22 protein-coding genes are annotated in these 24,568 nt (G+C 39.1%); 13 read left to right on the top strand and 9 right to left on the bottom strand.

Annotation, left to right across the window (positions count from 1 at the left end):
- Positions 1–23: 23 nt before the first annotated feature.
- A complete protein-coding gene (locus FZF08_RS26230) occupies positions 24–1,370 on the bottom strand; it encodes a D-arabinono-1,4-lactone oxidase (protein ID WP_159475903.1) in 1,347 nt (448 codons plus the stop codon).
- A gap of 188 nt (positions 1,371–1,558) precedes the next feature.
- Positions 1,559–2,512: a cation diffusion facilitator family transporter gene (locus tag FZF08_RS26225; protein WP_159475901.1), complete on the bottom strand. Its 954-nt coding sequence runs from the start codon at positions 2,510–2,512 to the stop codon at positions 1,559–1,561.
- Between the two features lie 2 nt (positions 2,513–2,514).
- Here FZF08_RS26225 and FZF08_RS26220 point away from each other — a divergent pair, with 2 nt between their 5' ends.
- From FZF08_RS26220 to FZF08_RS26170, 11 genes are all read left to right on the top strand, one after another.
- Entirely contained in the window at positions 2,515–3,801 is a 1,287-nt protein-coding gene (locus FZF08_RS26220; RefSeq protein WP_310590617.1) for a heparan-alpha-glucosaminide N-acetyltransferase domain-containing protein, read from the top strand.
- 141 nt (positions 3,802–3,942) lie between these two features.
- Positions 3,943–5,055: an AI-2E family transporter gene (locus tag FZF08_RS26215; protein WP_159475899.1), complete on the top strand. Its 1,113-nt coding sequence runs from the start codon at positions 3,943–3,945 to the stop codon at positions 5,053–5,055.
- A gap of 132 nt (positions 5,056–5,187) precedes the next feature.
- Positions 5,188–7,134: a TonB-dependent siderophore receptor gene (locus FZF08_RS26210; RefSeq protein ID WP_159475896.1), complete on the top strand. Its 1,947-nt coding sequence runs from the start codon at positions 5,188–5,190 to the stop codon at positions 7,132–7,134.
- 176 nt (positions 7,135–7,310) lie between these two features.
- The gene (locus tag FZF08_RS26205; RefSeq protein ID WP_159475894.1) at positions 7,311–8,075 is read left to right on the top strand and encodes an alpha/beta fold hydrolase; all 765 of its coding nucleotides are present in this window, start codon (positions 7,311–7,313) and stop codon (positions 8,073–8,075) included.
- A 100-nt stretch (positions 8,076–8,175) separates the two neighbouring features.
- Positions 8,176–8,949 (top strand): hypothetical protein, encoded by a 774-nt coding sequence (locus FZF08_RS26200; RefSeq protein WP_159475892.1) that lies wholly within the window; start codon positions 8,176–8,178, stop codon positions 8,947–8,949.
- Positions 8,950–9,012: 63 nt separating this feature from the next.
- The gene (locus tag FZF08_RS26195; RefSeq protein ID WP_159475890.1) at positions 9,013–9,546 is read left to right on the top strand and encodes an RNA polymerase sigma factor; all 534 of its coding nucleotides are present in this window, start codon (positions 9,013–9,015) and stop codon (positions 9,544–9,546) included.
- Between the two features lie 6 nt (positions 9,547–9,552).
- Positions 9,553–10,008, top strand: coding sequence for a hypothetical protein (locus tag FZF08_RS26190; protein ID WP_159475888.1), 456 nt, complete (start codon positions 9,553–9,555; stop codon positions 10,006–10,008).
- 210 nt (positions 10,009–10,218) lie between these two features.
- Positions 10,219–11,091, top strand: coding sequence for a hypothetical protein (locus FZF08_RS26185; protein WP_159475885.1), 873 nt, complete (start codon positions 10,219–10,221; stop codon positions 11,089–11,091).
- A gap of 140 nt (positions 11,092–11,231) precedes the next feature.
- Positions 11,232–13,658: a TonB-dependent receptor gene (locus FZF08_RS26180; RefSeq protein ID WP_159475882.1), complete on the top strand. Its 2,427-nt coding sequence runs from the start codon at positions 11,232–11,234 to the stop codon at positions 13,656–13,658.
- Between the two features lie 119 nt (positions 13,659–13,777).
- Positions 13,778–14,932: a PepSY domain-containing protein gene (locus tag FZF08_RS26175; protein ID WP_200837167.1), complete on the top strand. Its 1,155-nt coding sequence runs from the start codon at positions 13,778–13,780 to the stop codon at positions 14,930–14,932.
- Between the two features lie 103 nt (positions 14,933–15,035).
- A complete protein-coding gene (locus tag FZF08_RS26170) occupies positions 15,036–15,479 on the top strand; it encodes a GNAT family N-acetyltransferase (protein WP_159475879.1) in 444 nt (147 codons plus the stop codon).
- Between the two features lie 59 nt (positions 15,480–15,538).
- Here the strand turns inward: FZF08_RS26170 and FZF08_RS26165 are convergent, their stop codons facing one another.
- Positions 15,539–16,846, bottom strand: a complete 1,308-nt coding sequence (locus FZF08_RS26165; RefSeq protein ID WP_159475876.1) for an AarF/ABC1/UbiB kinase family protein — start codon at positions 16,844–16,846, stop codon at positions 15,539–15,541.
- A gap of 3 nt (positions 16,847–16,849) precedes the next feature.
- Positions 16,850–17,503, bottom strand: coding sequence for a TetR family transcriptional regulator C-terminal domain-containing protein (locus tag FZF08_RS26160; protein WP_159475873.1), 654 nt, complete (start codon positions 17,501–17,503; stop codon positions 16,850–16,852).
- Positions 17,504–17,676: 173 nt separating this feature from the next.
- On the opposite strand from FZF08_RS26160, the gene FZF08_RS26155 reads away from it, so the two are divergent.
- On the top strand, positions 17,677–18,435 hold the full coding sequence (locus FZF08_RS26155; RefSeq protein ID WP_159475870.1) for a CPBP family intramembrane glutamic endopeptidase: 759 nt from the start codon (positions 17,677–17,679) through the stop codon (positions 18,433–18,435).
- 96 nt (positions 18,436–18,531) lie between these two features.
- Here the strand turns inward: FZF08_RS26155 and FZF08_RS26150 are convergent, their stop codons facing one another.
- From FZF08_RS26150 to FZF08_RS26135, 4 genes are all read right to left on the bottom strand, one after another.
- Entirely contained in the window at positions 18,532–18,888 is a 357-nt protein-coding gene (locus tag FZF08_RS26150; protein ID WP_159475867.1) for a type II toxin-antitoxin system HigA family antitoxin, read from the bottom strand.
- A gap of 13 nt (positions 18,889–18,901) precedes the next feature.
- Positions 18,902–19,201: a type II toxin-antitoxin system HigB family toxin gene (locus FZF08_RS26145; RefSeq protein ID WP_159475864.1), complete on the bottom strand. Its 300-nt coding sequence runs from the start codon at positions 19,199–19,201 to the stop codon at positions 18,902–18,904.
- Positions 19,202–19,372: 171 nt separating this feature from the next.
- On the bottom strand, positions 19,373–20,350 hold the full coding sequence (locus FZF08_RS26140) for an NAD(P)H-quinone oxidoreductase (protein ID WP_159475861.1): 978 nt from the start codon (positions 20,348–20,350) through the stop codon (positions 19,373–19,375).
- A gap of 130 nt (positions 20,351–20,480) precedes the next feature.
- Complete coding sequence (locus FZF08_RS26135) at positions 20,481–20,849, bottom strand: YccF domain-containing protein (protein WP_159475858.1); 369 nt, start codon at positions 20,847–20,849, stop codon at positions 20,481–20,483.
- 87 nt (positions 20,850–20,936) lie between these two features.
- On the opposite strand from FZF08_RS26135, the gene FZF08_RS26130 reads away from it, so the two are divergent.
- On the top strand, positions 20,937–22,826 hold the full coding sequence (locus FZF08_RS26130) for a hypothetical protein (protein WP_159475855.1): 1,890 nt from the start codon (positions 20,937–20,939) through the stop codon (positions 22,824–22,826).
- 16 nt (positions 22,827–22,842) lie between these two features.
- Here the strand turns inward: FZF08_RS26130 and FZF08_RS26125 are convergent, their stop codons facing one another.
- A complete protein-coding gene (locus FZF08_RS26125) occupies positions 22,843–24,567 on the bottom strand; it encodes a GMC oxidoreductase (RefSeq protein WP_159475852.1) in 1,725 nt (574 codons plus the stop codon).
- Position 24,568 lies beyond the last annotated feature (1 nt).

The following is a 24,568-nucleotide window of genomic DNA, read 5'->3' as shown; positions in this document are numbered from 1 at the left end:
GGTAAATACGCTTGTTCTATTAGTTAACTTTTATAAATATACATATCTAAAAATCCGTTTCTGAATTTTCCTTGCGGATCATATTCCTTTATTACCTCTTGGAAATCAGGCAGTTTATCATACAGAGATTGTAGTTTGGCAGGTGCCATGGTAAACATTTTCCCCCAGTGCGGACGCGCATTGAATGGCGCAAGTTCTCTTTCAATAACAGGTAAAACTTTGCTGACATTGGGCCAATCCTGTTTCCAGGTAAAATGTATGGCAACGCTATCCTGTTTGTAACATGGGCTCATCCAAAGATCATCAGCCGCAATGGTACGTATTTCAGTAGTCATCAAATGAGGGGCTACCAGATCTGCCAGTTTGTAAACTGCCATGATAGCTTCTACCGCATTTTTTCGCGGTACAAAATATTCAGATTGCAGTTCAACACCACTACTTGGGGTAAAACCCATTTTAAAATGTGGCATACGTTCATACCATGGACCTGGCACACCCATTTGTACCGTGCAATTTTCAGCCGACAATTCCGGAATCGGGTGTAAATTTTTTGTTGCCAGTTTTGCTCCAAAAAGTTCTGCGTCGGGAGTGTAGTTTTCTCCTTTTTCAATTTTTCGTTTCACCCACACTTCTGCAATATCCCGGCTTTGCCAGTTAGTAAAAAGACTGACGCTATACCCTTTTGACTCTATGGTTTCAAAATTGTCTTTCAATTTTTCGAATGAAAGATTTTGATAAACATACTGATTCATTTCAAAAGTGGGCTGAATATCCAGTGTCACCTTTGTTACTACGCCCAAAGCACCAAGGTTAACAACGGCAGCTAAAAATTCCTGACCGTCTTTTTCCTTTGTCAATTTTATCGTTTCGCCTGTTCCCGTTACCATTTCCATCCCGGAAACCGCTGTAGACAAATTTCCGTTTTTATTCCCTGAACCGTGCGTGGCTGTCGCGCAGGCACCAGCCACAGAAATATGCGGAAGCGAAGCGAGATTATGCAAAGCATATCCTTTTTTATCGAGAACAGGACTTAACTGTCCGTATTTCAAACCGGAATTTACGGTAACCGTTTTACCATCCGAAGAGATTTCGATCAGCTCGTCGGCCTGCGTCAGTGAAATAAATTCATCTTTACTATCCGCGATTTTATTGAAACAATGCCGGGTGCCGAGTACTTTAAATTTGCTGTGTTTTTTAACAAATTCACTTACCTGTTCTGTTGATTTGGCCTGGTATAATTTGGTAGTGCTATATTCCAGATTTCCGGCCCAGTTTTTGAGCTTTTCACCGGTCGCCCAACCTGATAATGGAGAAAGTAATGGAGCCGTCATTAATGCAGATGATATTTTTAAAAAGGTTCTTTTCTTCATACCAATTCGGATCAAAATATAATTTTATCCCAAATTAGTTTAATAATTACAAAAAAGCGATAATATATTATTTGTCTTAAAAAGAAGCGTTTTTTAAGTGGTAATTACTCGAATAGTTATTATTGACTTAGTTTGTCAATCCCGGTTCAAAAGCCGATTGCCGACTGCCGAAAGCCGAAGCCCTTTTCTTACAATTCTTCCCTTTCCCTATATTCCCGTGCGATTTGTTCTCCTGATTTTGCCAGATTTTTTGCTTCAATATAAATTCTTTTAACATCCGGAAAAGCGGCCCGGATGTTATTCTCTGTCCGGCTGATGGCATCAACGACTTCTTTCAAACTGATATCTTTTCTAAACTGAACATCCAGCGCAAGTAAAATTTCATTGGGAGAAAGATGCATCGTTAAAGGATAGTAAACTGTGGAAATATCCTCATCCTGATTAACCAACTCATATATTCCGCGAACAATATCAGACTGGGCACTTTCACCAATCAGTAATTTCCGGCTTTCCACAACCATCACAACGGCTACAACGCACAATATTAAACCGATTACGATGGAAGCAACTCCGTCAAAAATCGGATTGTTGAAATAATGACCAAGAAATACCCCCAAAAATGCTGTAATTAAACCCGCTAACGCTGCGGCATCTTCATAAATAACAGCAAAAAGAGAAGGATCTTTGCTCGCCCTCAATTCACTCCAAAAAGTACCTTTTCCTCTTAATTCATTGAATTTTTTAACCGCAATAATAAGCGAACCTCCCTCGAAAAACATGGAAACGGCCAGGACTATATAATTCCATTTTGGATCTTTGAGCGGCTCCGGATGCTGAATATGTGTAATTCCTTCATACAAAGACATTCCACCGCCCAGCGCAAATATCAAAATCCCGACGATCAACGACCAGAAATACAGCTCTTTTCCATGACCAAAAGGATGTCCCTGATCAGCTGGTTTTTTGCTTCTGCTGATCCCCAAAAGAAGTAATAATTCGTTTCCTGAATCTACCGTACTGTGGATTCCTTCTGAGAGCATTGCGGAGCTTCCGGTAACAGATGCGGCGATAAATTTGATTACTGCAATACCAATATTGGCGCCTAATGCGCCGTAAATAGGGAGTTTGGATTCTTCGGCCATATATGAGGATCAGGAGTGAGCAGATATTTGGGAAGTTAGGGAAAAGAACTGTACCAAATGAGTTTCTTACAATCAGTAAACTTTCCATTTTGAGACTTTTGGTACTAACCATACTCTTCCAGGCTATGAAACGCGTTGAAACTATTGATTTTACCAGAGGTTTGGTCATGATCATTATGGCTCTTGACCATGTCCGAGACCTGATGCATACCACATCTTTATCCCAAAATCCTGTGGATTTGACTACGACCACGGCCGGGATTTTCCTGACCCGCTGGATTACTCATCTCTGTGCCCCAACCTTTGTTTTTCTTTCAGGAACTTCTGCTTTTATTTCGCTCAAAAACAATACTGATATTTCCGCCGGGAGAAAATTTCTGGTTCGCCGGGGATTATGGCTGATCCTTCTGGAATTTACACTCATTAATTTTGCTTTATGGGCTGATATCCATTTTAGAATATTGGTTTTTCAGGTTATTGCAGCCATCGGCGCGGGACTTATCATTATTTCATTTTTATTAAAATTATCTTCCCGGACGATTGGGATTATCGGATTGGTTATCATTTTTGGACATAACCTTTTAGGTAATGTCACTTTCAAAGAAAATCCGGTTTTGAAGGTAATCTGGTCTTTCCTTTTCCGATTGGATGTTTTAACCGTCACGCCAAATTTCACATTTGCTATTCTTTATCCGATCATTCCCTGGCTGGGAATTATGCTGGCGGGTTATGGCTGTGGACAGTTATTTCTACTTGAAGATAAGCAAAGAAAAAAAACCCTATTTTTCATCGGAATTTGTTTGCTGGCATTTTTTACGATTTTACGTTTAAGCAATTTTTATGGCGATCCTTCACCTTGGTCGGTGCAAAAAAATCCCGTTTTTACTTTTTTGTCTTTTATCAATATTTCCAAATATCCACCTTCTTTGCTTTATTCGGTGATCACCTTAGGCTTTGCATTTTTATTTCTGGCTTTGGCTGATGGTGTTAAAAATGGATTCACACGATTTATTTCAGTTTATGGGAAAGTACCTCTGTTTTATTATCTTCTTCATTGGTATCTTATTCATTCTTTGATGTTTATTATGGTTTTTTTTCAAGGGTTTACCTGGAAGGATTTACCTTTTGGTCCGTTTATGTTTGGCCGGCCTGTTAACGGCTCCGGGGTTGAGCTTCCTTATGTTTACCTGATCTGGGCTTTTGTTGTGCTGTCGATTTATCCGTTATGTGCCTGGTATTCAAGGTATAAATCTGCGCATCGGGAGATGAAATGGTTGCGATATCTTTAAGGAATTCACTTATTTCACGCAAAGGCGCGAAGGGCAAAAGCGCCAAGAAGGGAAGCTTTCGTATAGCGGTGAAGGTGAGACATTTTTGGTGGCTTGATTTTAATATGGATAGAGAAAACCTAATTTTTTGGTAAATTGTATATGAATTCAACTGTACCGCAGCCCTTTTACCACAAGCTTTCACATACGATGATCGCTTTGGCCCTAATTACGCTTACCATTTACCTTGGACAGGATATTATTGTGCCGCTAGCCATGGCAACTTTACTGGCCGTTTTACTAAGACCGATTGAAAGCTGGCTTACGCGCCATGGAATTCCAAAAATGCTTGCGATAAGTCTGGCCGTTTTACTTGCTATTTTGATTGTAGCCGGACTTACCGTTTTACTTTCCATGCAGCTGGCCGATTTCTCAGACGAATGGCCAAAACTGCGGAAGAATATTAATGATTTTTATTTAGATGCGCGGCGCTGGATCCGGCGTGAGTATAGTGTCAGTTATCGTCAGCAGGATCAGTATTTGAAAAAGGCACAGACACAAACCATGGAAAATTTCCAGGGCGGCGAAACGCTGGGAATCATAACAGGACCGTTGGGCAGTCTGGTTTTACTTCCGATTTACATGTTTTTGCTACTTTATTACCGAGCGATGCTTTTACTCTTTATGGTTGAATTGTTTACCCAAAAACACAAGGAAAAAGTAATGGAAGTTTTGGGTGAGATCAAGTCTATTATTCAGAGTTATATGGTCGGTTTGCTTCTGGAAACAGCCAGCGTCGCGATTCTAAACTGTATTGGATTACTGGTTTTAAATGTCCAATACGCTATTCTGCTGGGAATTATGGCGGCGATTCTGAATCTGGTCCCTTACATCGGCGGGTTGGTTGCTATCGTTTTGGCAGTCATGGTGACGTTCATCAGTCATCCTGAAATTGATACTATTTTAGGCGTTGTCGGAATATTTCTGGCTGTTCAGTTCATTGATAACAACTTTCTGGTTCCGCTGGTTATCGGTTCAAAAGTTAAGATCAATGCTTTGGTTTCTATCGTCGGGGTTTTGGTTGGCGGCGCCATAGCCGGACTTTCCGGGATGTTTTTATCGATTCCCGTAATTGCGATGATGAAAGTAGTTTTTGATCGCGTTGACGGTTTGGAAGCCTGGGGAATATTGCTTGGAGATGAAACGCCCAAGGAAGCCAGCAGCAGTTTTTTTGGGTTTAAAAAGAAAAAACATCCTGAAAAATCTGAGGATTAAGAAAAAAACCAACGAGCCGAGATTCTCTTTTCGGCTCGTTTTCTACCGGACTACCTATTAACTTAAAACCGGAGCACATGAAGAGTCCGGCCAGACAATACCTTTGCAGTGCATTTATTAAAATCATTGTTTATGAAGTTGTCAGAGTTTTACATTTTATTCTTTTTTATTTTCGTTTTACACGTTGCCAAAGCACAGGAAATAGCACTGGATCCTGTGACCGTTACCTCGTCGCTTATTGAAAAACGGGCGTCAGAAAGTGGACGAAACATTGCCGTGATCAAAGGTGATTTATTTCAAAATTTGCCAGTTCATAGTATTGATGATCTGTTGCGATATATCCCGGGACTGGAAATTCAGGCGCGTGGCCCAATGGGTTCTCAAAGTGATATCGTTTTAAGAGGCGGAACATTTCAGCAGGTCCTCGTCATTATGGATGGTTTGCGATTGAACGATCCGAATACCGGCCATTTCAGCAGTTACATTCCCATCGTACCTTCCGAAATTGAACGGATTGAAGTTTTAAAAGGAGCCTCTTCTGCCATTTACGGTTCTGAGGCTGTGGGTGGCGTTATCTACATTGTTTCAAAAACTTTTGCTGCAAAGCTCGCTGCAAAAAGTGATGATGCATCAATTCCTAGTGCTAACAAAACAGTGGTAAATGCTTCCGCTGCCGGTGGTCAGTATGGTTTATTTACAGGAAATGTTGGTGCATTTGTTCAGCGAAATAAGCTGGCAGTCTCCGGTGGACTCATATCCAATAATGCCGATGGCGTCCAACAACGCGGCACAAAAGGTTATTTCCACAATAATACGGCGTCACTTTCTGCAAATTACGCATTTTCTCCTGCCTGGAACCTGGCAGTCAGATCTTCCTTCGATCACCGCGATTTTGCAGGGCAAAATTTTTATACTGCCGCAAAATCTGATACAGCAAATGAGCAGGTAAAGACACTTTGGAACCAGGTGAAACTGGGTTACAAAAAAGGGAAATCTGCATTTTCATTTGATGCAGGATACAAATTTGTTGAAGATCAATACCTGTTCAATTCCCTGTCTATTAAAAATAACAGCAAATCCAAACTTTGGCAGGGATTGGTAACCTGGCAGCAAACTGTCACTTCCAGCACCAGTCTGGTTGCGGGTTTGAATTACCAAAATAAAAATATTGCTTCCAACGACCGTGGAAATCATTCCATAAACCAGCTTGCTCCTTTTATCACTCTGTCCCAAAGAATTGGAGAAAACTTGACAGTAAGTCCTTCCATCCGTTTTGACTGGAGGGAACATATTGGCACAGAAGCCGTTCCGCAGGTTAATTTATCATACAAAAAAGACAACTGGCAATTACGCGGAAGTGCTGGAAAAACAATACGTGACGCCGATTTTACTGAACGTTATAACAATTACCAAAAACCAATCGTAAGCAACGGAAGTAGCGTTGGCGACCCGGCATTGAAAGCGGAAACTTCATTCAGTTACGAGGCTGGTGCAGACTGGTTTTTAACGAATCTGAAACTTTCAGGAACTGTTTTTCAGCGTAGGCAAAGCAATCTGATCGACTATACCTCCTCGCCTTATGCGCAGATGCCTCGGAAGGATAATCTCTCTCCAACCGGAACTTATGCATTGGCAAAAAACATTGCCAGCGTTAATACTACCGGTGCTGAATTGGATATCCAGTATTCCAAAACTATTGCAGATAATCAAAAATTGTGGTGGACAACCGGACTTACCTGGTTGAATAGTGAAAGCAGTGAAACGACTTCATTTTACATTTCTTCTCACGCCAAATTTTTAGGCAATTTCTCGGTACTTTATCAATATTCCAATTTTTCACTTAGCGTCAACGGAATTTATAAAAACCGCGCAAAACGTGAAGCATCAGCTATTGAAGCGACTATTTCCAGAGATTATTTTGTGTTGAATGCCAAAGCTGAATATGCTATTTTGAAAAAAACATTAGCCGTTTTTGTACAGGCGGATAATTTGGGTGATACCAAATACAGTGATTTATTAGGAGCGAAAATGCCGGGAAGATGGCTGATGGGCGGATTGAGATATAGTTTTGTGAAGTAAGTCTTAAAGAAGGGTTTCATGCAAAGAAGATAAGAAAAAAGGGCAAAGGACGCGAAGTAGAAGCTTTGCGATCTTTGCCCTTAACTTTTTTGCTTTGCGTGAAACCCTTTTTTAATCTTTCCTGAACTTGGCTTCGTACATATATAAAGTTCATTTTCAACAGATGCATTAAAAATATGCTTTACCTTACCCTAATCTTAACCTTATTTTCTCCTTTGATTTCCTCAGAAAAATCCGTTTCTCAAACAGAAATTATAAAACCGATAACAACCGAATCCACAAAAATGAATGTCTATTTTCTAAGTGGCTTGGGAGCGGATAAACGTGTTTTTGATAAACTAAAACTGGATGATCGTTGTGATGTTCATTATATTGAATGGATTTCCCCCAAGAAAAAAGAGCCACTGCATAGTTATGCGCAAAGGTTAATTGCACAAATGGATACGACCAAACCATTCCAGTTAGTCGGGTTGTCTTTTGGCGGCATTATGGCTTCGGAAATTGCGGAGATTATTCGTCCGGAGCAGATTATATTGATTTCAAGCATGCCTACCAATATTCCCATTTCTAAATTTAATCGTGGTTTGATTAAAGTCCTCCTGGCTAGTCCATTTGCTGCACCAATATTGAAATCTACAAATTCATATACCTACAAATATTTCGGCGCTGATACTCCTGAATTAAAAACACTTTTAAAACAAATCCTTCATGATACGGATAGTAAATTTTTAAAGTGGGCACTTACCCGTATGACCGATTGGAAACATCCGAGCAGGGCTGAAAATTTATACCATATTCACGGCTCGGCCGACCGGCTTATTCCGTTGAAAATTGTAAAACCGGATGTTATTATTGAAGGTGGCGGACATTTGATGGTTTACAAAGAGCATGAGGAAATATCGAAAATCCTGAATCAGCAGCTCGCAAAAAAATTAAAATAAGTTTTTTCCTTCTCCGACCCAACCTCACGCATACCCTTTGTAGTTTATTTTATTGACAGCGAAAGTTTCTGTCATTCTTTAAACTTAACTTCAAATGGTCATGAAACAAGGAAAATTGGTAATTGGAATGATTTTGCTGGCGCTCATTCAGCTGGTGGCTTGTGAAAGAAACGATCTTGATTCGGATAATTCCGCTGACAAAATTGAAACTTCCAAGCTGGAAGAAATAAAAGTTGCCAGTAATACCAGTATAGAAAAAGGCAAACCCATTCTTTTTGTATTACAAAACGGATTATCCCCAATCAATTTTCAGTGGAAAGTTTCACCCGCGCAAAATGTCAGAATAGCCAAAAGTGATACCACTGCAGCTATTTATTTCCCTCAATCCGGTAATTACACCGTTACCGCTCTGGATAGTATTTCTCAGGATTCCATTTCTTTTACAGTTGATATCGTCATTACCGATCCCGGAAACACCAACATTGATAAACAACAAGATTTTGATTTGGATGATGTTATTAGTCTAACACCCATCACATTCGCAGACTCTACCTTTCATCTTGAATTTTATGCCGAAACAAAAAACACTTATCAATGCACAGATAATTATTTGTTCTTTTCCCGAGATAAGGTCGAGGATACATTTGTGTATGATTTTAGGAAGGTTGTCATCAGAGCAGGTTGTACTACCGAAAAGGGGAAACTGAAACAATACATTTATACCAATGAGCCGATAGTAGACGGCAAGAATTATAATCTTGAAATCACTTTTAACGGAAAAAATTATAAAGGATCTTTTACAAGAAATGGTGGAAATTACCAGTTCACATGGCCTTATGATGATGGCGTAATTTTCACGACGAAGACATTGTAACGTAAACCTACCAAAAATTCACGCCGGCAAATACTCAACTTTGCCGGCGTTTGGAGCATAAGATTGGACGACTTACAGAAAATATTAGCCGGTTGCCGACGAAAAGAGCGTCAGAGTCAGGAGAAACTGTATCGTCAGTTTTACCCTGTCCTATTTGCTTTATGCAGAAATTTTTTTGACGATAAACACGATATCGTAACGGCCATTAATAACGGAATGATGAAGGTTTTTAAAAATCTGGATCAATACGATGCGGCAAAAGGTGAGTTTTTCAACTGGATGTATACGACCGTTAGAAATGCCGCGCTGACTTTGCTTCGGGATAAGAAAACACAGCATTTTGATTACGATGAGATTAAGGAAAATATGTTTTTTGAAGCAACGGAAAACCCGTTTCAGGAACTGGAATATGATGATATAGAAGTTTACATGAGTCAGCTGCCCATGGCAACACGACGGGTTTCCAGTCTTTTTTATCTGGATGGATTTTCGGTTAAGGAAATTGCAGAAGCGTTAAATATTAGTGAGGGAACAGTGAAATGGCATTTGAGTGAAAGTCGCAGCAGACTAAAAATTATATTTGAAAAGTCGATTTAAGAACTTGTGAGCAAGAAAAACCCACATATCAAAAAATACCTTAACGGTAAATTACCTGAACCGGAAGTTCAGGCGGATGACGCGTGGGGACAATTGAATGATATGTTGGGGCAGACTTCCGTTCCGGATCCACAGTTACAAAACGTTGGTAAGTTCAAGTACTTTTTAAAATATGGGTTAGGATTCTTGTCTGGAGTAGCGATTGTAACTGCCACATGGCTGGTACTTCCCGAAAATAAAAAAGAAAAAACAAACATAAAATCGAATCTGGAGCAAAAATCAGGAGATAGTATTGTATTCAATGATGCACTTGAAGAAATCAAAACAAACATCCCTGAAAAACAGATTATGCGAAAAGACAGTTTATCAAATAGTGCAGCCAACATTGAAAATAACACTATAACTGGTTCATTAACAAACGATAAAACAAATTTCAAACCTTTCGCGGTTAGCAAAAATTAAGCCAATAATTCTGATTTAACTAACAATTCCGAAACAACATTATCAGATGGAAAAACGAATACCTCGTTTAAGCAAAACGTCGAAAATAAGGCGGTTTCGATAGCCGAGAAAGCTGATCATTTTGAAAACACATTAAAGAAAAAGATCAACAAAAGAATCGTATCAAACAGATTACCCGAAAGTATCAGAAGGAATGAGCAGGTTTCAAGCTTGAAAGAAGCGAAATCCGGCAACACTACTTCGGAAAAATCTTTTGGTCCGGCAGGAAATCAAACTGCATATTTTAAAGAAAAAACCAATTCCCTGGAAAACATAAACAATATTAAATCAACCGGTAAGCTCTCATTTCCAGTAAAAAATCTGAATCCGAGATCAACCCGTTTCTCTGGTCCGGAAAAAAGCCGGATGGTACAAGTTCCTGCAAAACCTGAAAGCAAAAAAGAGGAAAACCCAAAAACAAAGTCCAGAAAACCGATATTAAAAACACTTCACGCGGGATTGGAATGGAATGCAACGACTTCATTTAAAAACACGAAATATATTTTAAGCGGAGCGGATAGCATTAGCAAACCTTATCTGCTACTTATTCCGGGCATCTGGATTAGCAAAGATCTGAGTGAAAGACAATCTGTGACATTTAGTTTTTTACCTCACCAATCCTATTTTGGTGGAAACAAGCTAATTCATCAAAAAGCAGATTCCATCTTCATCGCAACGAAAAACACGAATATGATCAAAGCGGTGGGATTGAATTTTTCTTTACAATACAATTACAGGTTCTATTCCAGCTGGGCAATCTCCGGTGGGTTCGGATATAGCAAATTGCAAAAAGCTTTGTTTCAGGGAAATCTCCAAAATTATGCCGGAAAAATTATTCCTGTCTCAATGGTTACTTTGAAAAAACCGGATCTTATAAACTTTCTTCAAACCAATATTATCACCTTCAAAACCGGCATTATCTTCAATCCCGGCCGGTTCCAGGTTGGAGCAAATCTTATTGTTCCACTCACGGATGTTTCCGTTACTTCTACTCCACTGAGAACTTTAAACGGCCAGCTTTTCTTCCGTTTCCGTATAAAATAATTCGATCCTGCACAATTACATTACTTTCCAAATCTACTTTTAGATTATTAGAAGAACCATAATTTTTATTTGGATTCAATCTAATCAATCAATAGCTTTGCCTCTTATTAAGACTAATTATATACAAGGCGAAATATCTGATGAAACACTTAACGTTTACTTTCACTTTGGTATTGGCCATCTGGCTGATTTCAAATAGCGCATTTTCACAAGCAACAGGAAGAATTAAAGGGACAATCCGGACATCCGACGGCGTAGGTGCGGAGTTTGTAAATGTAGGATTGAAAGGACTTTCCAAAGGCTCAACAGCGAATGCAAAAGGAGAATACGAAATCAAAAATATCGAAGCAGGAAAATATATCCTGATCGCTTCCTTCATTGGATTGGAAACAAAAGAAGTTGCCGTTGACATAAAATCAGGAGAAACCACTGTTTTGCCAGACATTACTTTGGCAGAAAATGCAAAAACATTTAGCGAAGTGGTGATCACCGCACAAGGAAAACTGCAACGCGAATCAAGCGAATATGTTTCTAAAATGAACTTGAAAAATCTGGAAAACTCTCAGGTTTACACAACCATCACAAGAGAGCTGATGAAAGAACAGCTTGTTTTCAGCATTGATGATGCGCTTAAAAATGCGCCGGGTATCAGCAAAATGTGGGAAGCAACGGGCCGAAGCGGTGACGGAGGAAGTTATTACAACTCACGCGGTTTCATTTTACAAAGTAAATTGAGAAACGGTATTGCTGGAAATGTTTCCACTAAAATTGATGCAGCAAACCTTGAAAGTGTTGAAGTAATAAAAGGCCCGTCGGCGACCTTATTCGGAAACGCGTTAACTTCTTACGGTGGGTTGATCAATCGCGTTACGAAGAAACCATTTGCAAAATTCGGAGGCGAGGTTGCTTATTCAACCGGAAGTTTTGGTTTTAACCGTATCAGCGCTGATGTAAACACTCCGCTGGATTCAGCGAAAAATATTCTTATGCGTGTTAATACAGCTTACAATTATGAAGGAAGTTTCCAGGACAACGGTTTTGGAAAAATGTTCACCTTGGCTCCAAGTCTATCTTATAAGGTGAATGATAAATTATCTTTCAATCTTGATGCAGAATTTTACGACGGACAAAATCAGGGGAATACCATTATTTTCTTTCCATTCGGAGGAACAATTGCAGCGCTTGGTGTGAACAGCGCGGATAAACTGGATATTGATTACAAACGTTCTTATTCTCGTGGTGATCTTTCTCAGAAATCAAGAAATGCGAATTTCTTCGGTCAGATGAATTACAAGATTTCTGATAGCTGGACTTCATCGACCAACTTTACTGCTACAAATAGTTACTCAGACGGTGTAAATCCATACTTCTACTTACTAAGTAAATCGGCTGTAACAGGCGTTTCGACGGACATTGGAAATGGTTATCTGTCACGTAATGACCAGGCGACGGAAAATAGCAAGGATCGTGTGACGGAAATTCAACAAAATTTTAACGGTGATTTCCAGATTGCGGGCATGAGAAACCGCTTTGTAGGTGGCCTTGATTTCTTCCACCGGGTTGCAGATCAATACTTCACAGGTGTAACCATTGATACAATAGCGGCAACGGGTGATATTCCAACATACGGACAATTCAATCTTAATACCTTGAAGGCAGCATATCAGGCAGGCAAAGGTTTTGATTATCCTTACAACTTCATCAACAATACATACAGCGCTTATGTGTCGGATGTATTGAATATCACAGATAAATTGATCGTTTCCGCAGGATTACGTATCGATTATTTTGACAACAAAGGAAATTACAGCATTGTAACAGGTAAAAGGACAGGTGGTTATAACCAAACATCCTTTTCTCCAAAATTTGGTCTGATTTATATGCCGATTAAAGATGTTGTTTCGATTTTTGCTAACTATCAAAACGGGTTTACCAATCAGGCAGGAAATAGTTTTGATGGAGCAGCTTTCGAGCCCGAACATGCTAACCAGGCAGAAGGTGGTGTAAAAATTAACGCATTCAACGGAAAACTGACTACTACTTTAAGTTATTACGACATTCAGGTTTCGAATCTGATCCGTGCTGATATTGCTCATCCAAACTTCTCTATTCAGGATGGAACGCAGCGGAGCAAAGGTTTTGAAGCAGAAGTAATCGCGCATCCGTTACGTGGTTTGAACGTGGTTGCCGGTTTTGCTTACAACGATTCGAAATATGAAAAAGCAGATGAAGATGTTGTTGGTCTTCGTCCTGCTACTGCCATGTCTCCATATCTTGGAAACCTTTGGATCAGCTACCGGATTCCTGAGGGAATGGTTCGCGGTCTTGGATTTGGCTTTGGTGGAAACTATGCAAGTGATAATAAAGTGGTGAACACAAGAAGCCAGGGTGTTTTCATCCTGCCGGAATATACAATTTTGAACGCAACTGCTTTTTACGAACAATCGAAATTCAGATTCGGGGTGAAAGTGGATAACATTACAGACAAAAAATACTGGATCGGATATTCATCCATTAATCCACAAAAACTAAGAAGTTTTACTGCCAGCGTTTCTTTCCGGTTTTAATAAAACCAGACTGATTTTCTAAGTAAAACCAATATCATTTCCTTCCCGTATTCTGGCCAAAAACCGGAATACGGGATTCGTGTTAAAAATTTGTTGCAGCGATTTATAACTCAATCACCATGAAAAAGGTCTTACATTTTCTTCACCTCTGGCTAGGAATCGGCTCCGGAATAATTGTATTCATCCTGGCTGTAACGGGTTGTATTTACGGATTCCAACAAGAAATCCAGGACGCTACACAGTCTTTCCGTTTTGTTGAACCTCAGCATAAACCTTTCCTGGCTCCTTCTACATTCAGGGTTATTGCGGAAAAAGAATTGCCAAACAAGAAAATCCACAGCGTACAATATGGTGATAGCAAAACGGCTGCGGTAATCACTTTTTTCAATTTTGACCCGGAATATTATTATCTGATGTATGCCAATCCGTACACCGGCGAAATACTGGAAACGAGAAATATGGATAGTGATTTCTTCCGGTTCATTCTGATGGGACATTACTATTTATGGCTTCCACCGACAATCGGTCAGCCAATTGCCGCATCAGCAACGTTGATTTTTGTTTTCATGCTTCTTTCAGGTCTGGTACTTTGGTGGCCAAAAAATAAAGCGGCTTTGAAGCAAAGATTTAAAGTAAAATGGAATGCCCAGTGGAGAAGAAAAAATTACGATCTACATAATGTGTTAGGATTTTATAGTATTCCCATTGCGCTTATCATCGCTTGCACAGGTCTGATTATGGGTTTTCAATGGTTCTCAAAAAGTGTTTATTGGGCAACTTCGGGCGGACAAACCATGACGCCATTTTATGAAGCGGAATCGGTCGGAAAACCAGATCCTAATAAAAAAATTCCTGCCATCGATTTCCTTTGGAAAAAGACAATGGCTGAATATCCGGCTGCACAAACAATTGAAATGCATTATCCGGAAACAGCAAAATCTACGATTGCTGCCGTTACCAATCCTGTCGCAGGTACTTTTTACAAAGCTGATTATATTTATTATGATCAGTATAGTTTAAAGGAAATTCCGGTAACGCATAATTTCGGCAGATATCATGACGAGCTGACTTTGGCAAACAAAATCATGAGGATGAATTACGATATCCATATTGGTGCGATTATTGGCTTGCCCGGGAAAATATTGGCTTTCATTATCTCAGCCATCACGGCTAGTCTGCCGGTAACCGGATTTATTATCTGGTGGGGAAGAAGAAAGAAAAGTAAAAAACCGAAGGTGAAAATGGGGGTTAAAAAAGAAATGGTGAAAAGTTAAACGCAGTGTTAAGGGAGTTCAGCGCGGAGTTACGCTGAGTTTTTTTTTAAATTTAATCTGTGTAACTCCGCGCTAAACCCTCCTAACGCTACGTTTAAACAAAATGCTTCTAAGAACCAACAGCGACAACATAGATTTTCAAAAGTTAACCGGAGAACTGGATATTGAGCTATGTAAAATTTACAATACTAATCCGGAAGATTACGAAGAATATAACAGAATTACCGGCCTGCCAACAGTTGTCTTAGCCTATGAAAATGAAGAGCCCGTCGGCTGCGGATGTTTCAAGATTTTCAATGATAAAACCGTCGAAATAAAACGCATGTTTATCAAAGAAAATCAAAGAGGAAAAGGAGTTGCCTCCGCTATCCTGGCAGAGTTAGAGAAATGGGCGAAAGAATTGGGATACGAAGAAGCTGTGTTGGAAACCGGAAAAGGCCAGCCGAATGCAATAAAGCTTTACCAGAAATACGGTTACAAGATCATTGAAAATTATAACCAATACGACGACCTGGAAATCAGTGTTTGCCTTAAAAAATTACTTTGAAGACACAAAAAAATGCGTGATATCTTTCGACATCACGCATTTTTAAAAATCTATTTTCTTTACGTCAAAGAAACATATTGATTGATGCTAACCTTCGCCTTCAGTTCGTGTAGCAAGCTGAACAAACCGAAAAACGTACGATTGATATAGATAAAATGTTTTGAACCACGGTTCACATTCATTTTTCTCAAATTCTTGTCATTGGCATATTTTTCGCCCAATTCCACCAGTCTTGCAAAGAAAACTTCATCCGCAAAATCAAACTCTTCAACCTGGAAAGGTTCGGTGAACAAAGTCAGAATTTCGTGGAAAAGTTTTGAAAAGTAAGCGGTTTCTTCAGGCGTATCTTTATCCGTCAGAATTTCCAGCTCAAATAATTTGTTTCTGAAAATTTCAGGATCATTCATATTTTCCTTTTCAGCAAGCTCGAAATAAGGCGTGTAGAAATCTTCCGGAATTTCTTTCATACAACCAAAATCGATAGCGATCAGGTTTTCGTCCTTATCAACCAGGAAATTTCCAGGATGCGGATCAGCATGAACTTTCCTCAACTGATGAACCTGGAACATATAAAAGTCCCAAAGTGCCTGTCCGATTTTATCAGAAGCCTCTTGTGAAGGATTTGTTTTTACAAATTCGGAAAGGTGAATTCCCGTCATCCAGTCCATCGTGATCACACGCTCCGAAGAAAACTCCTCATAATATTTTGGAAAACGAAGATTTGGAATATGCGAACACGCCTCACCGATTTCCTTACTTTGAGCAATTTCCAGGATGTAATTTGTTTCCTCCGTCAGCTTGGTTTCAACCTCCTGAAAATATTTGTCCGAATCCTTACTCTGGATATTGAACATTCTCATCGCGATCGGTTTTACCAGCGCAAGATCCGAAGTGATACTTTCTGCAACACCCGGATACTGGATTTTCACTGCCAGTTCCTTGCCGTTTGCAGTTGCTTTATGTACTTGTCCGATACTTGCAGCATTTATCGCATTTGCATTAAATGTATCAAAAAGATCTAGCGGCGATTTGCCAAAATACTTTCGGAATGTTTTAATGACCAAAGGAGCCGACAACGGCGGTACAGAAAACTGCGAAAGAGAGAATTTTTCAACGTAAGCCTGTGGCATAAAACTTTTCTCCATGCTAAGCATTTGAGCCAGTTTCAATGCACTTCCTTTCAGGTTTTTCAGTCCGTCGTAAATATCTTCTGCATTATTCGTATTCAGGTTATCCCGTGCAGATTCAGGATTTGTGATCTTCTCACCGTAATATTTTAAATAATTCCCACCGATTTTAACACCGGTTGTAATCAATTTGGATGCACGCTGAATTTTTGAAGTAGGTATGCTGTCTATGGTTTCCATTCACTACCGTAATTTTTCTTTAATTAAAAATTTACCAAAATCGATCACACTTTCCAACGGTGTAATGTTAATCAGGTCAAATGTCGCACGGATTGATTTTTCGATGAAAAGATCTGTCTTTTCAAACCCAACCGATTCATCATCAAGCCAGAATCTTAGTGTTACCAGTAACTGGACCCATGCTCCTTCTTCCAACCCATCCTGTTGTAATTTCTGGATTCGCTCACTTTTCACTTTCAGATATCCCTGACTGCTTGCCGTGATAAATGATTTGAAATAGGACCGGAATTCTTTCAATTTCATCATTCCGTTCAGCTTGCTCTTATCGCCTTTTAAAGCGAAAACAACATAACTTCTGTTGGCTGTCAGAATTTCAAAGAATGTATAATAATAGGTCAGCAATTTATCCCGAAAGCCAAGCGACTCGGAATCAGCGCTTTTGCTCATCAATTCCAGTGTCAGTTTATGAAAGCTGATAAAAACCGATTTTTCAATCGCTTCGATGGATGAGAAATAAGCGTAAAATTCTTTTTCAACAATTCCGTTTCTTTTACAAAACAGATAAACCGATTTTGGATTTTCATTATTTTCCAGACAGTAATGAATATACATTTCTGTGATACTGGCTGCTGAAATTTCTTTAATTTTTGTTGCCATCTTTTTTTGAATTAGCTCATCGACACGATGATTTCCATTAAATTTAAACGAAAAAACGAATACTATTCTTATTTCAGGTGATTGTTGTGAGGGGAGAAACGCATCTTGTTTTTAACCAATTCGTTTCATTTTTTTCTGTTTTTTTTATTACCAACAGCTTCTGACCAATACGCATGAGATTAAAAGTTCTGGCAAAAATTATTCTGATATGCTGTCTATTAGCTAACACCATTAGCCTGATTTTCATTACAGAATGGGCTCAAAATATTTTAAAAAAATGGCCGCAGGCAATCGTTTTAGGAATAATATTTTTTGCCTTTCAGTCAGTCATTCTTGCCGGTTTGGTAAAACCTTACTTCAAAGATATTTCTGCCAGGATTCTTTTTAGTAAAAAGAAACTTCTGATCGGATTGTTTGCGGGATTTGCAGTCTGGATTTTAACTCAGGTATGGGTACATTATGCAACCGGACTCTCAATCGATTATCCAACATCTTCAAGAGTTAGAAAATACCTTTTCATATTTTTATTGAATTCTGTTCCGGCTGCTTTAATTGAGGAATTTATCTTCCGTTTTCTTCCGGTTCATTATGCAGAAAAGAAAGGAATTTCAAGACAGCAATTAATAGTTTTGGCCGTAGGTGTCGCTCTCGTCTTCAGTCTTTCACACGTTTCTGCTTATATTTTCCGGGATCATACCTCTTTTTCAGAACTGGCTTTTCCGCTCATAAGCGCCTTTTTTTACGGAATGGCCTACTTTTTCGTGTATTTTATGACAGACAATATCTATTTAACCACCCTGATTCACGCATTCAGCAATAATCAATTATATCTGGTCAGTTCGCCTTACAATGATTCCTTTTATTTTTACACGCTGATTTTCATTACGCTCGTCTGGTTTATGAGAAGGGAAGCAAGGAGAATTCGTTATTGATAAGTTACTATGTGGGAATTTTTATGGAGCTAAAAAAACTATCGTTTCTTTGTTGATAATGAGGAGAGTAGTCTGTGTTAATTAAAATATTTACATTCAAGCAAGCAAAATATCAGCTGGAATTCCAAGGTCCTTGTGCAAAAACTTCATAAATCTTACGCTCATCTGTTTTTTACCATTAATGATTTCAGAAATTGCTCCTTTGCTCATGCCAAAACGCTCAGCCAGGTTGCTTTGAGTTAATCCTTGTTCTTCCATTTCAGCTTTTAGAGCTTCAATTGGTGATAATTGTCTGATTGGATAGTTCCGTGCTTCATAATCAGCAATTAGCAGTGCCAATATTTCCAGCTTATCTCCCTCAGGTGTGTTTTTTGATGCAGAGAACACATTTTCCATTTGTTTAAGTGCAAGATCATATTCCTGCTCTGTTTTGATTGGTATGATCGTTTCCATGAGTATATTTAAATTAAACTTCAATTGTTTTGGCGTCAACCTTATCGTATTCTTTGTGTGTCCCGATAAACTTGATATAGCATAATTGGAATTCATAATTAAAAGCCGCAATTAGTCGGTACTTATTGCGGCAAATATTAAAGACTATCCTTTCATTATCTACATAGTCCGCACCTTTAAACTGATCAGTAAGACTTTGAGGAGTGTTATAAGATTGCTTAGCAATTTTACCATACCAATGAAGCAAGTTAATTTGAGCATCAGGATGCTTGTCCCAAAATACTTTAAGTGTTTTAAGTGAGTATATTCTCATAACCACAAATCTATTAAACAAAGTTCACATTTAGCGAACCTTATTTAATTATCAGTCAGCATGGAATATAAGTTATAAAGTTTTTTTATATGCCTGCACTCTTTACAAGGTAAAATATTATTTGTTCTTTCCTGCACAGCTTGGATTTCCGCTCCCTTCTTCTACCAGATTTTACCAGGAATTTGTCAAAATAATCTTCCCGATATGATCACTGCTTTCCATCAATTCATGGGCTTTTGCGGCTTCTTCCAATGGAAATTCACGATAAATCACAGGTTTAAATTTCCCGTTTTCCAATAAAGGCCAGACATTTTCCAGGATTTCTTTTGTCAATTCAGCCTTAAAAGTCACATCTCTGTTACGAAGCGTACTTCCGGTAATTGTCAACCGGTTTTTCATAATCAATCCAAAATCTACACCTTCGGCCTTGTTTCCTTTCATGGTATTGATAAAAACCATACGGCCGTCAACACGCAGTAATCTTAAATTTTTGGGAATATAATCTCCACCAACCATATCCAGAATCACATCAACACCTTCCTTTTTAAGTACCTCTTCAAAATCTTCTTTTTTGTAATTGATACACAAATCAGCACCAAGTGAGACACAAGCCTCGCATTTTTCATACGACCCGGCCGTAGCAAAAACTTTTGCACCAAAACCTTTTGCCAATTGAATCGCTGTGATACCAATTCCGCTGCTTCCGCCATGTACCAAAAGATTTTCACTGCTTTGGAGTTTTCCTTTTTGAAATACATTATGCCAAACAGTGTAAACAGTTTCGGGTAATGAAGCCGCCTGTACAAAAGAAAATCCGGACGGAATTGGCAAACAATGTTGGGCGTTGACAACCGCATATTCCGCATAACCACCGCCGGCCAGTAATGCGCAAACGGCATCGCCAACTTTCCAATTCGTTACGTCCGCTCCGGTTTTCTCAATAGTTCCGGCTACTTCCAAACCAGGAATATCCTGAGGAGCACCCGGAGGAGGCGGATAATTTCCTTTCCGTTGAAAAACATCAGGACGATTAATTCCTGCTGCGTAAACCTTGATTAAAACTTCATCTGCTTTACAATCTGGAATTGGCCGCTCCTGGATTTCTAAAACTTCCGGTCCGCCCGGATGTGTAATGACAACTGCTTTCATAACTTTTTATAGTATAGATCTGCTTCACAATTTCCGTGCCTTTATTTTGTTAAAAGCATTACTGAATTCTTTAAAACAAAAAAAACCTGAGAAATCCCAGGCTTCATTGTTGTTCAAATCGATAGAAAAATCAATAAATATCTTTCCCAAAAGGTGTAAAAGAAAGGCTCATTAGTTTGAAATGTTGTTTGGCAAAAGGCAATCCAATAATAGTAATCGCCAACAAAATTCCAAAAATCAGATGGGTGAGTGCGATCCAGATTCCGCCGATAAAAATCCAGATTAAGTTAAAAATCGTCGACAAGCAGCCGGTTTGCCCAGGCACTTCACGCACTTCTCTTCCAAAGGGCATCAAGGTCAAAATCCCGATTTTGAAACATTGAATACCAAAGGGTATACCGATAATCGTGACGCACAATAGAAACCCCGCAATAAAATATTCCATGGCTACGATAAATCCGCCAAAGATTAACCAGATGATGTTACCGATTAAATTCATGTGTCCTCATTTAATAAGTATGCAAGATCTTTCTTTTTTTTAATATATAATCGCTGTAATCTTGTAGTAACATAAAGATATTTTAAAATGAGTTCTATTCTACACTATCAAAACGCATACAAAAAAATTACTACTGATAGAATTCTGATTTTCTTCTCTATTTTGCTTTTCCTTCCCAAAAATCTAGTGGACAATCCAAGTGGAGGCCAGGATCCATCATGGAAAATAAGCATTAATATGGCTCTTCATCAAGGGCTGATCTTCGGAAAGGATTGGATTTTCACTTATGGACCGCTTGGATTTTTAAGTACCAGAATACCGACTTATGTAGGCGTTTTTCCGATTCTTCTCTATGATATTTTTCTTGTCGGCGTGCTCATTTATATTTTGGCATATACCTTTAAAGAGTTAAACAGCCTTTCAAAATGTCTTATTGTACCATATTTCCTCGTCTTGATCTCGTACAACCCAGAAGCAACTTTTGAACTTTTTACATTATTTGTCTTTCTGATATTGCATCATTTCAGGACGAAAAACGTTATTTCACTAATTTTAAGCGTAATAATTTCGATCCTGATTTTCTACATAAAATTAAATTTAGGTATCGTCACATCTGTAATATTATATGCTTATCTGATTTATCAGGCAATTATTGATCGTAAATTTTTAAGCAGAACATTACTAGTTATCACTGCACATGTAATCGTAACATTGTTGCTGGCTTTTTTTCTGCATGTTGAAATTGGAGGCTATATCAAAAGCGCGCTGTATATAATAGACAACTACAACGACGCCATGTTCAGCGTTGACTATTTAAATCTGGCAGCCCGATATGCCTGGTTTAATATAGCACTTACCATCATTGTTCTTCTTTCACTAATCATTTTCCTGTTCATTTCCTCTCGGCTTCTCTTAAGAACTCCTTCTGATATTCCTGTTTTGGTAATTATGTTCCTCGCACTATATCTGGGCTTTAAGCAAGGTTTTACTCGTTTTCAACCCGCTGGAATGCCTTACTTATTTTTTTACGGAGCATTTTTTGTCGGAATTGCCTATCTTTTTATTGATAATCCTATGCTAAAAAATAACCTTGGCAATGTGTTTAGGGTTTTTCTTTTTGTTTCCCCTTTTGCAAGTACCGGAATTGGTTTGTCCTACAATAAAATATCACTTCCTTATCAGGATATTGTTTTTCAGAACCTGCCCTTTCAGCAAAAAGTCAATAACGACAATTATCGAAAGGAATACCATCTTGACCCAGCCGTTTCCAAGACTTTTAGAGGTAAAACAGTGGATGTGTTCCCTTATGATATCGCTTACTCTTTTTTTAACGATCTACATTACAACCCACGACCGGCCATCCAGTCTTACCAGGCTTACAACAATTACCTAACTACGTTAAATTATAATAAATATTCCTCTACCACTGCGCCAGATTATATTTTGTATAATGTCGGGGCCACAACCGATGTCGGCAGGTACAATTTTTGGGGAGATTCCAAAAGTACACTGGCAATGCTTCAGTGTTACGATTATCAGACCACGACAATCAGCAGAGATACACTCCAGATTTTAAGAAAACGACTTGATAATAAAAAGATTCTGCATTCAAAAGAGCGAAATATATCGTTTAAAATGAACCAGCGTATCGCTCTTACGGACTCTGGCAGACTGACATGGATGGAAACAAAAGTTGAGTATTCACTATGGGGAAAGCTGAAAAGAGTTTTAGTTCAGCCCCCAATTTTAAAAGTGCGAGCAACCTTTGAAGATGGAAAAACAGAGGTTTTTAAAGCCATTATATCTGAAATCGAAGCTGGCACATTTTTAAAAATAGTACAAACAGAAAACGAGGCCGAACATTTTTTTAAAACCGGTGGAAAAGCCAAATCGATAACTCATTTGGAATTCCTCCAGAATAATGCAGGATTTCAGGAAGATATTTCTGCAAAACTTTATGATGTTTCTTTTGAATAAACTTTTATAATACCGGTTAAAAACTTCCGCCCTCAATCCCCTTCACGGCATAATCCACCGCACGTGCGGTCAGTGCCATGTATAGCAACGACGGACTTTGATTTCCCGTACTCGTCATGCAAGCGCCGTCAGTGACAAATACATTTTGACAATGATGCAGCTGGTTATGTTCATTCAACATGGAAGTTTTAGGATCTCTCCCCATCCGGCAGCCGCCCATTTCATGAATATCCAGTCCGGGAGCCTGTTTGTTATCGTGTTGAGAAATATTGGTACAACCTGATTTTTCAAGCATTTCGGCACTTTCTTTCAAAAAATCGCGAATCATTTTTTCATCATTATCATCATAACCTACCGAAGTTACCAAAAGTGGAATTCCCCACTGATCTTTTTTATCGGGACTTAAAGTTACCTGGTTTGAGGCTTTTGGAATCGTTTCTCCCTGCATATACATGTAAACTTTCCAGCCGCCAGGTTTTGACATTTCTTTTTTAAAATCTTTGCCAAAAGTTGAAACTGATTTCTCATTTCCACGCGTCCGGTATGCGCCCATGAAAGTTGTAAAACCACCAACATAATCGGTATCCTGTGTATGCAGATTGCGGTAATTTGCCAGAATCGGTTCTGTCGGATTTCTTCCATAATAATATTTATCTTCAAAACCTTCCATATCAGCAGCCACCGAAGCACGGTAATTATGAAAGGCAATATATTTACCCAAAATACCGCTGTCATTTCCCAGACCATTTGGGAAACGTTTTGATTTTGAATTAAGCAAAACCAGATTACTGTTCAGCGCCGAAGCGTTCAGAAAAATCACTTTGGCAAAATATTCATGCACTTCTTTTGTGTTTGCATCGATGATTTTTACACCGCTTGCCTTTCCTGTTTTTTCATCATAAACAATGGAATGAACAACCGAATGTGGACGAATCGTGAGATTCCCCGTTTTCTCCGCCCAAGGTAAGGTGGAACTTACCGAGCTGAAATATCCGCCATAAGGGCAACCGCGCATACACAAATTCCTGGCCTGACATCCGCCTCTGCCTTGCTGAATATGAATTTCTTTGGGTTTGGTCAAATGCGCCCATCGTGCGTGGACCAAATGCCGGTCTTTGTAATTTTCAGTGATCTTTTCCTGAACCACTTTCTGGACACAATTTAAGTCGAAAGGTGGCAAATACTCACCATCAGGCATGGATTCCAGACCGTCTTTACTACCGCAAACACCTATAAATTCTTCCACGTGTGAGTACCAGGGCGCCACATCTTTATACCCGATCGGCCAGGCAATTCCGTAACTATAACGCTCCGGAGCCGTAAATTCAAATTCACTCCAGCGCTGACAAGCCCGTCCCCAGGTTAGCGACTTCCCTCCTACCTGATACCCGCGAATCCAGTCAAAAGGCTTTTCTTGCACATAAGGATGATCTTTATCCTGCACAAAAAAATGTTTGGTATCATCACCAAAACCGGCCGCTTTGCTGATCAGCGGATTACCATCGAGAAACTTTTTCGTCAGATTTCCACGATGTTCAAAATCCCAGGGATTAAGATGTGCGGTTGGGTAATCTTTATTATGTTCCACATTTCTTCCGCGTTCCAAAACCATCGTTTTCATTCCTTTTTCGCATAATTCCTTGGCAGCCCAACCGCCACTGATGCCTGAGCCTACTACGATTGCATCGAAATGATTCGTGGATTTTGAATCCTGTCCTGAATTTTGTGAAGGATTTGTCATG

This window comes from Dyadobacter sp. 3J3 (genome assembly GCF_009801115.1).
Taxonomy (GTDB): domain Bacteria; phylum Bacteroidota; class Bacteroidia; order Cytophagales; family Spirosomataceae; genus Dyadobacter.
The sequence above is the reverse complement of the archived record's forward strand: the minus strand, read 5'-3'. Positions and strand labels throughout refer to the sequence as shown.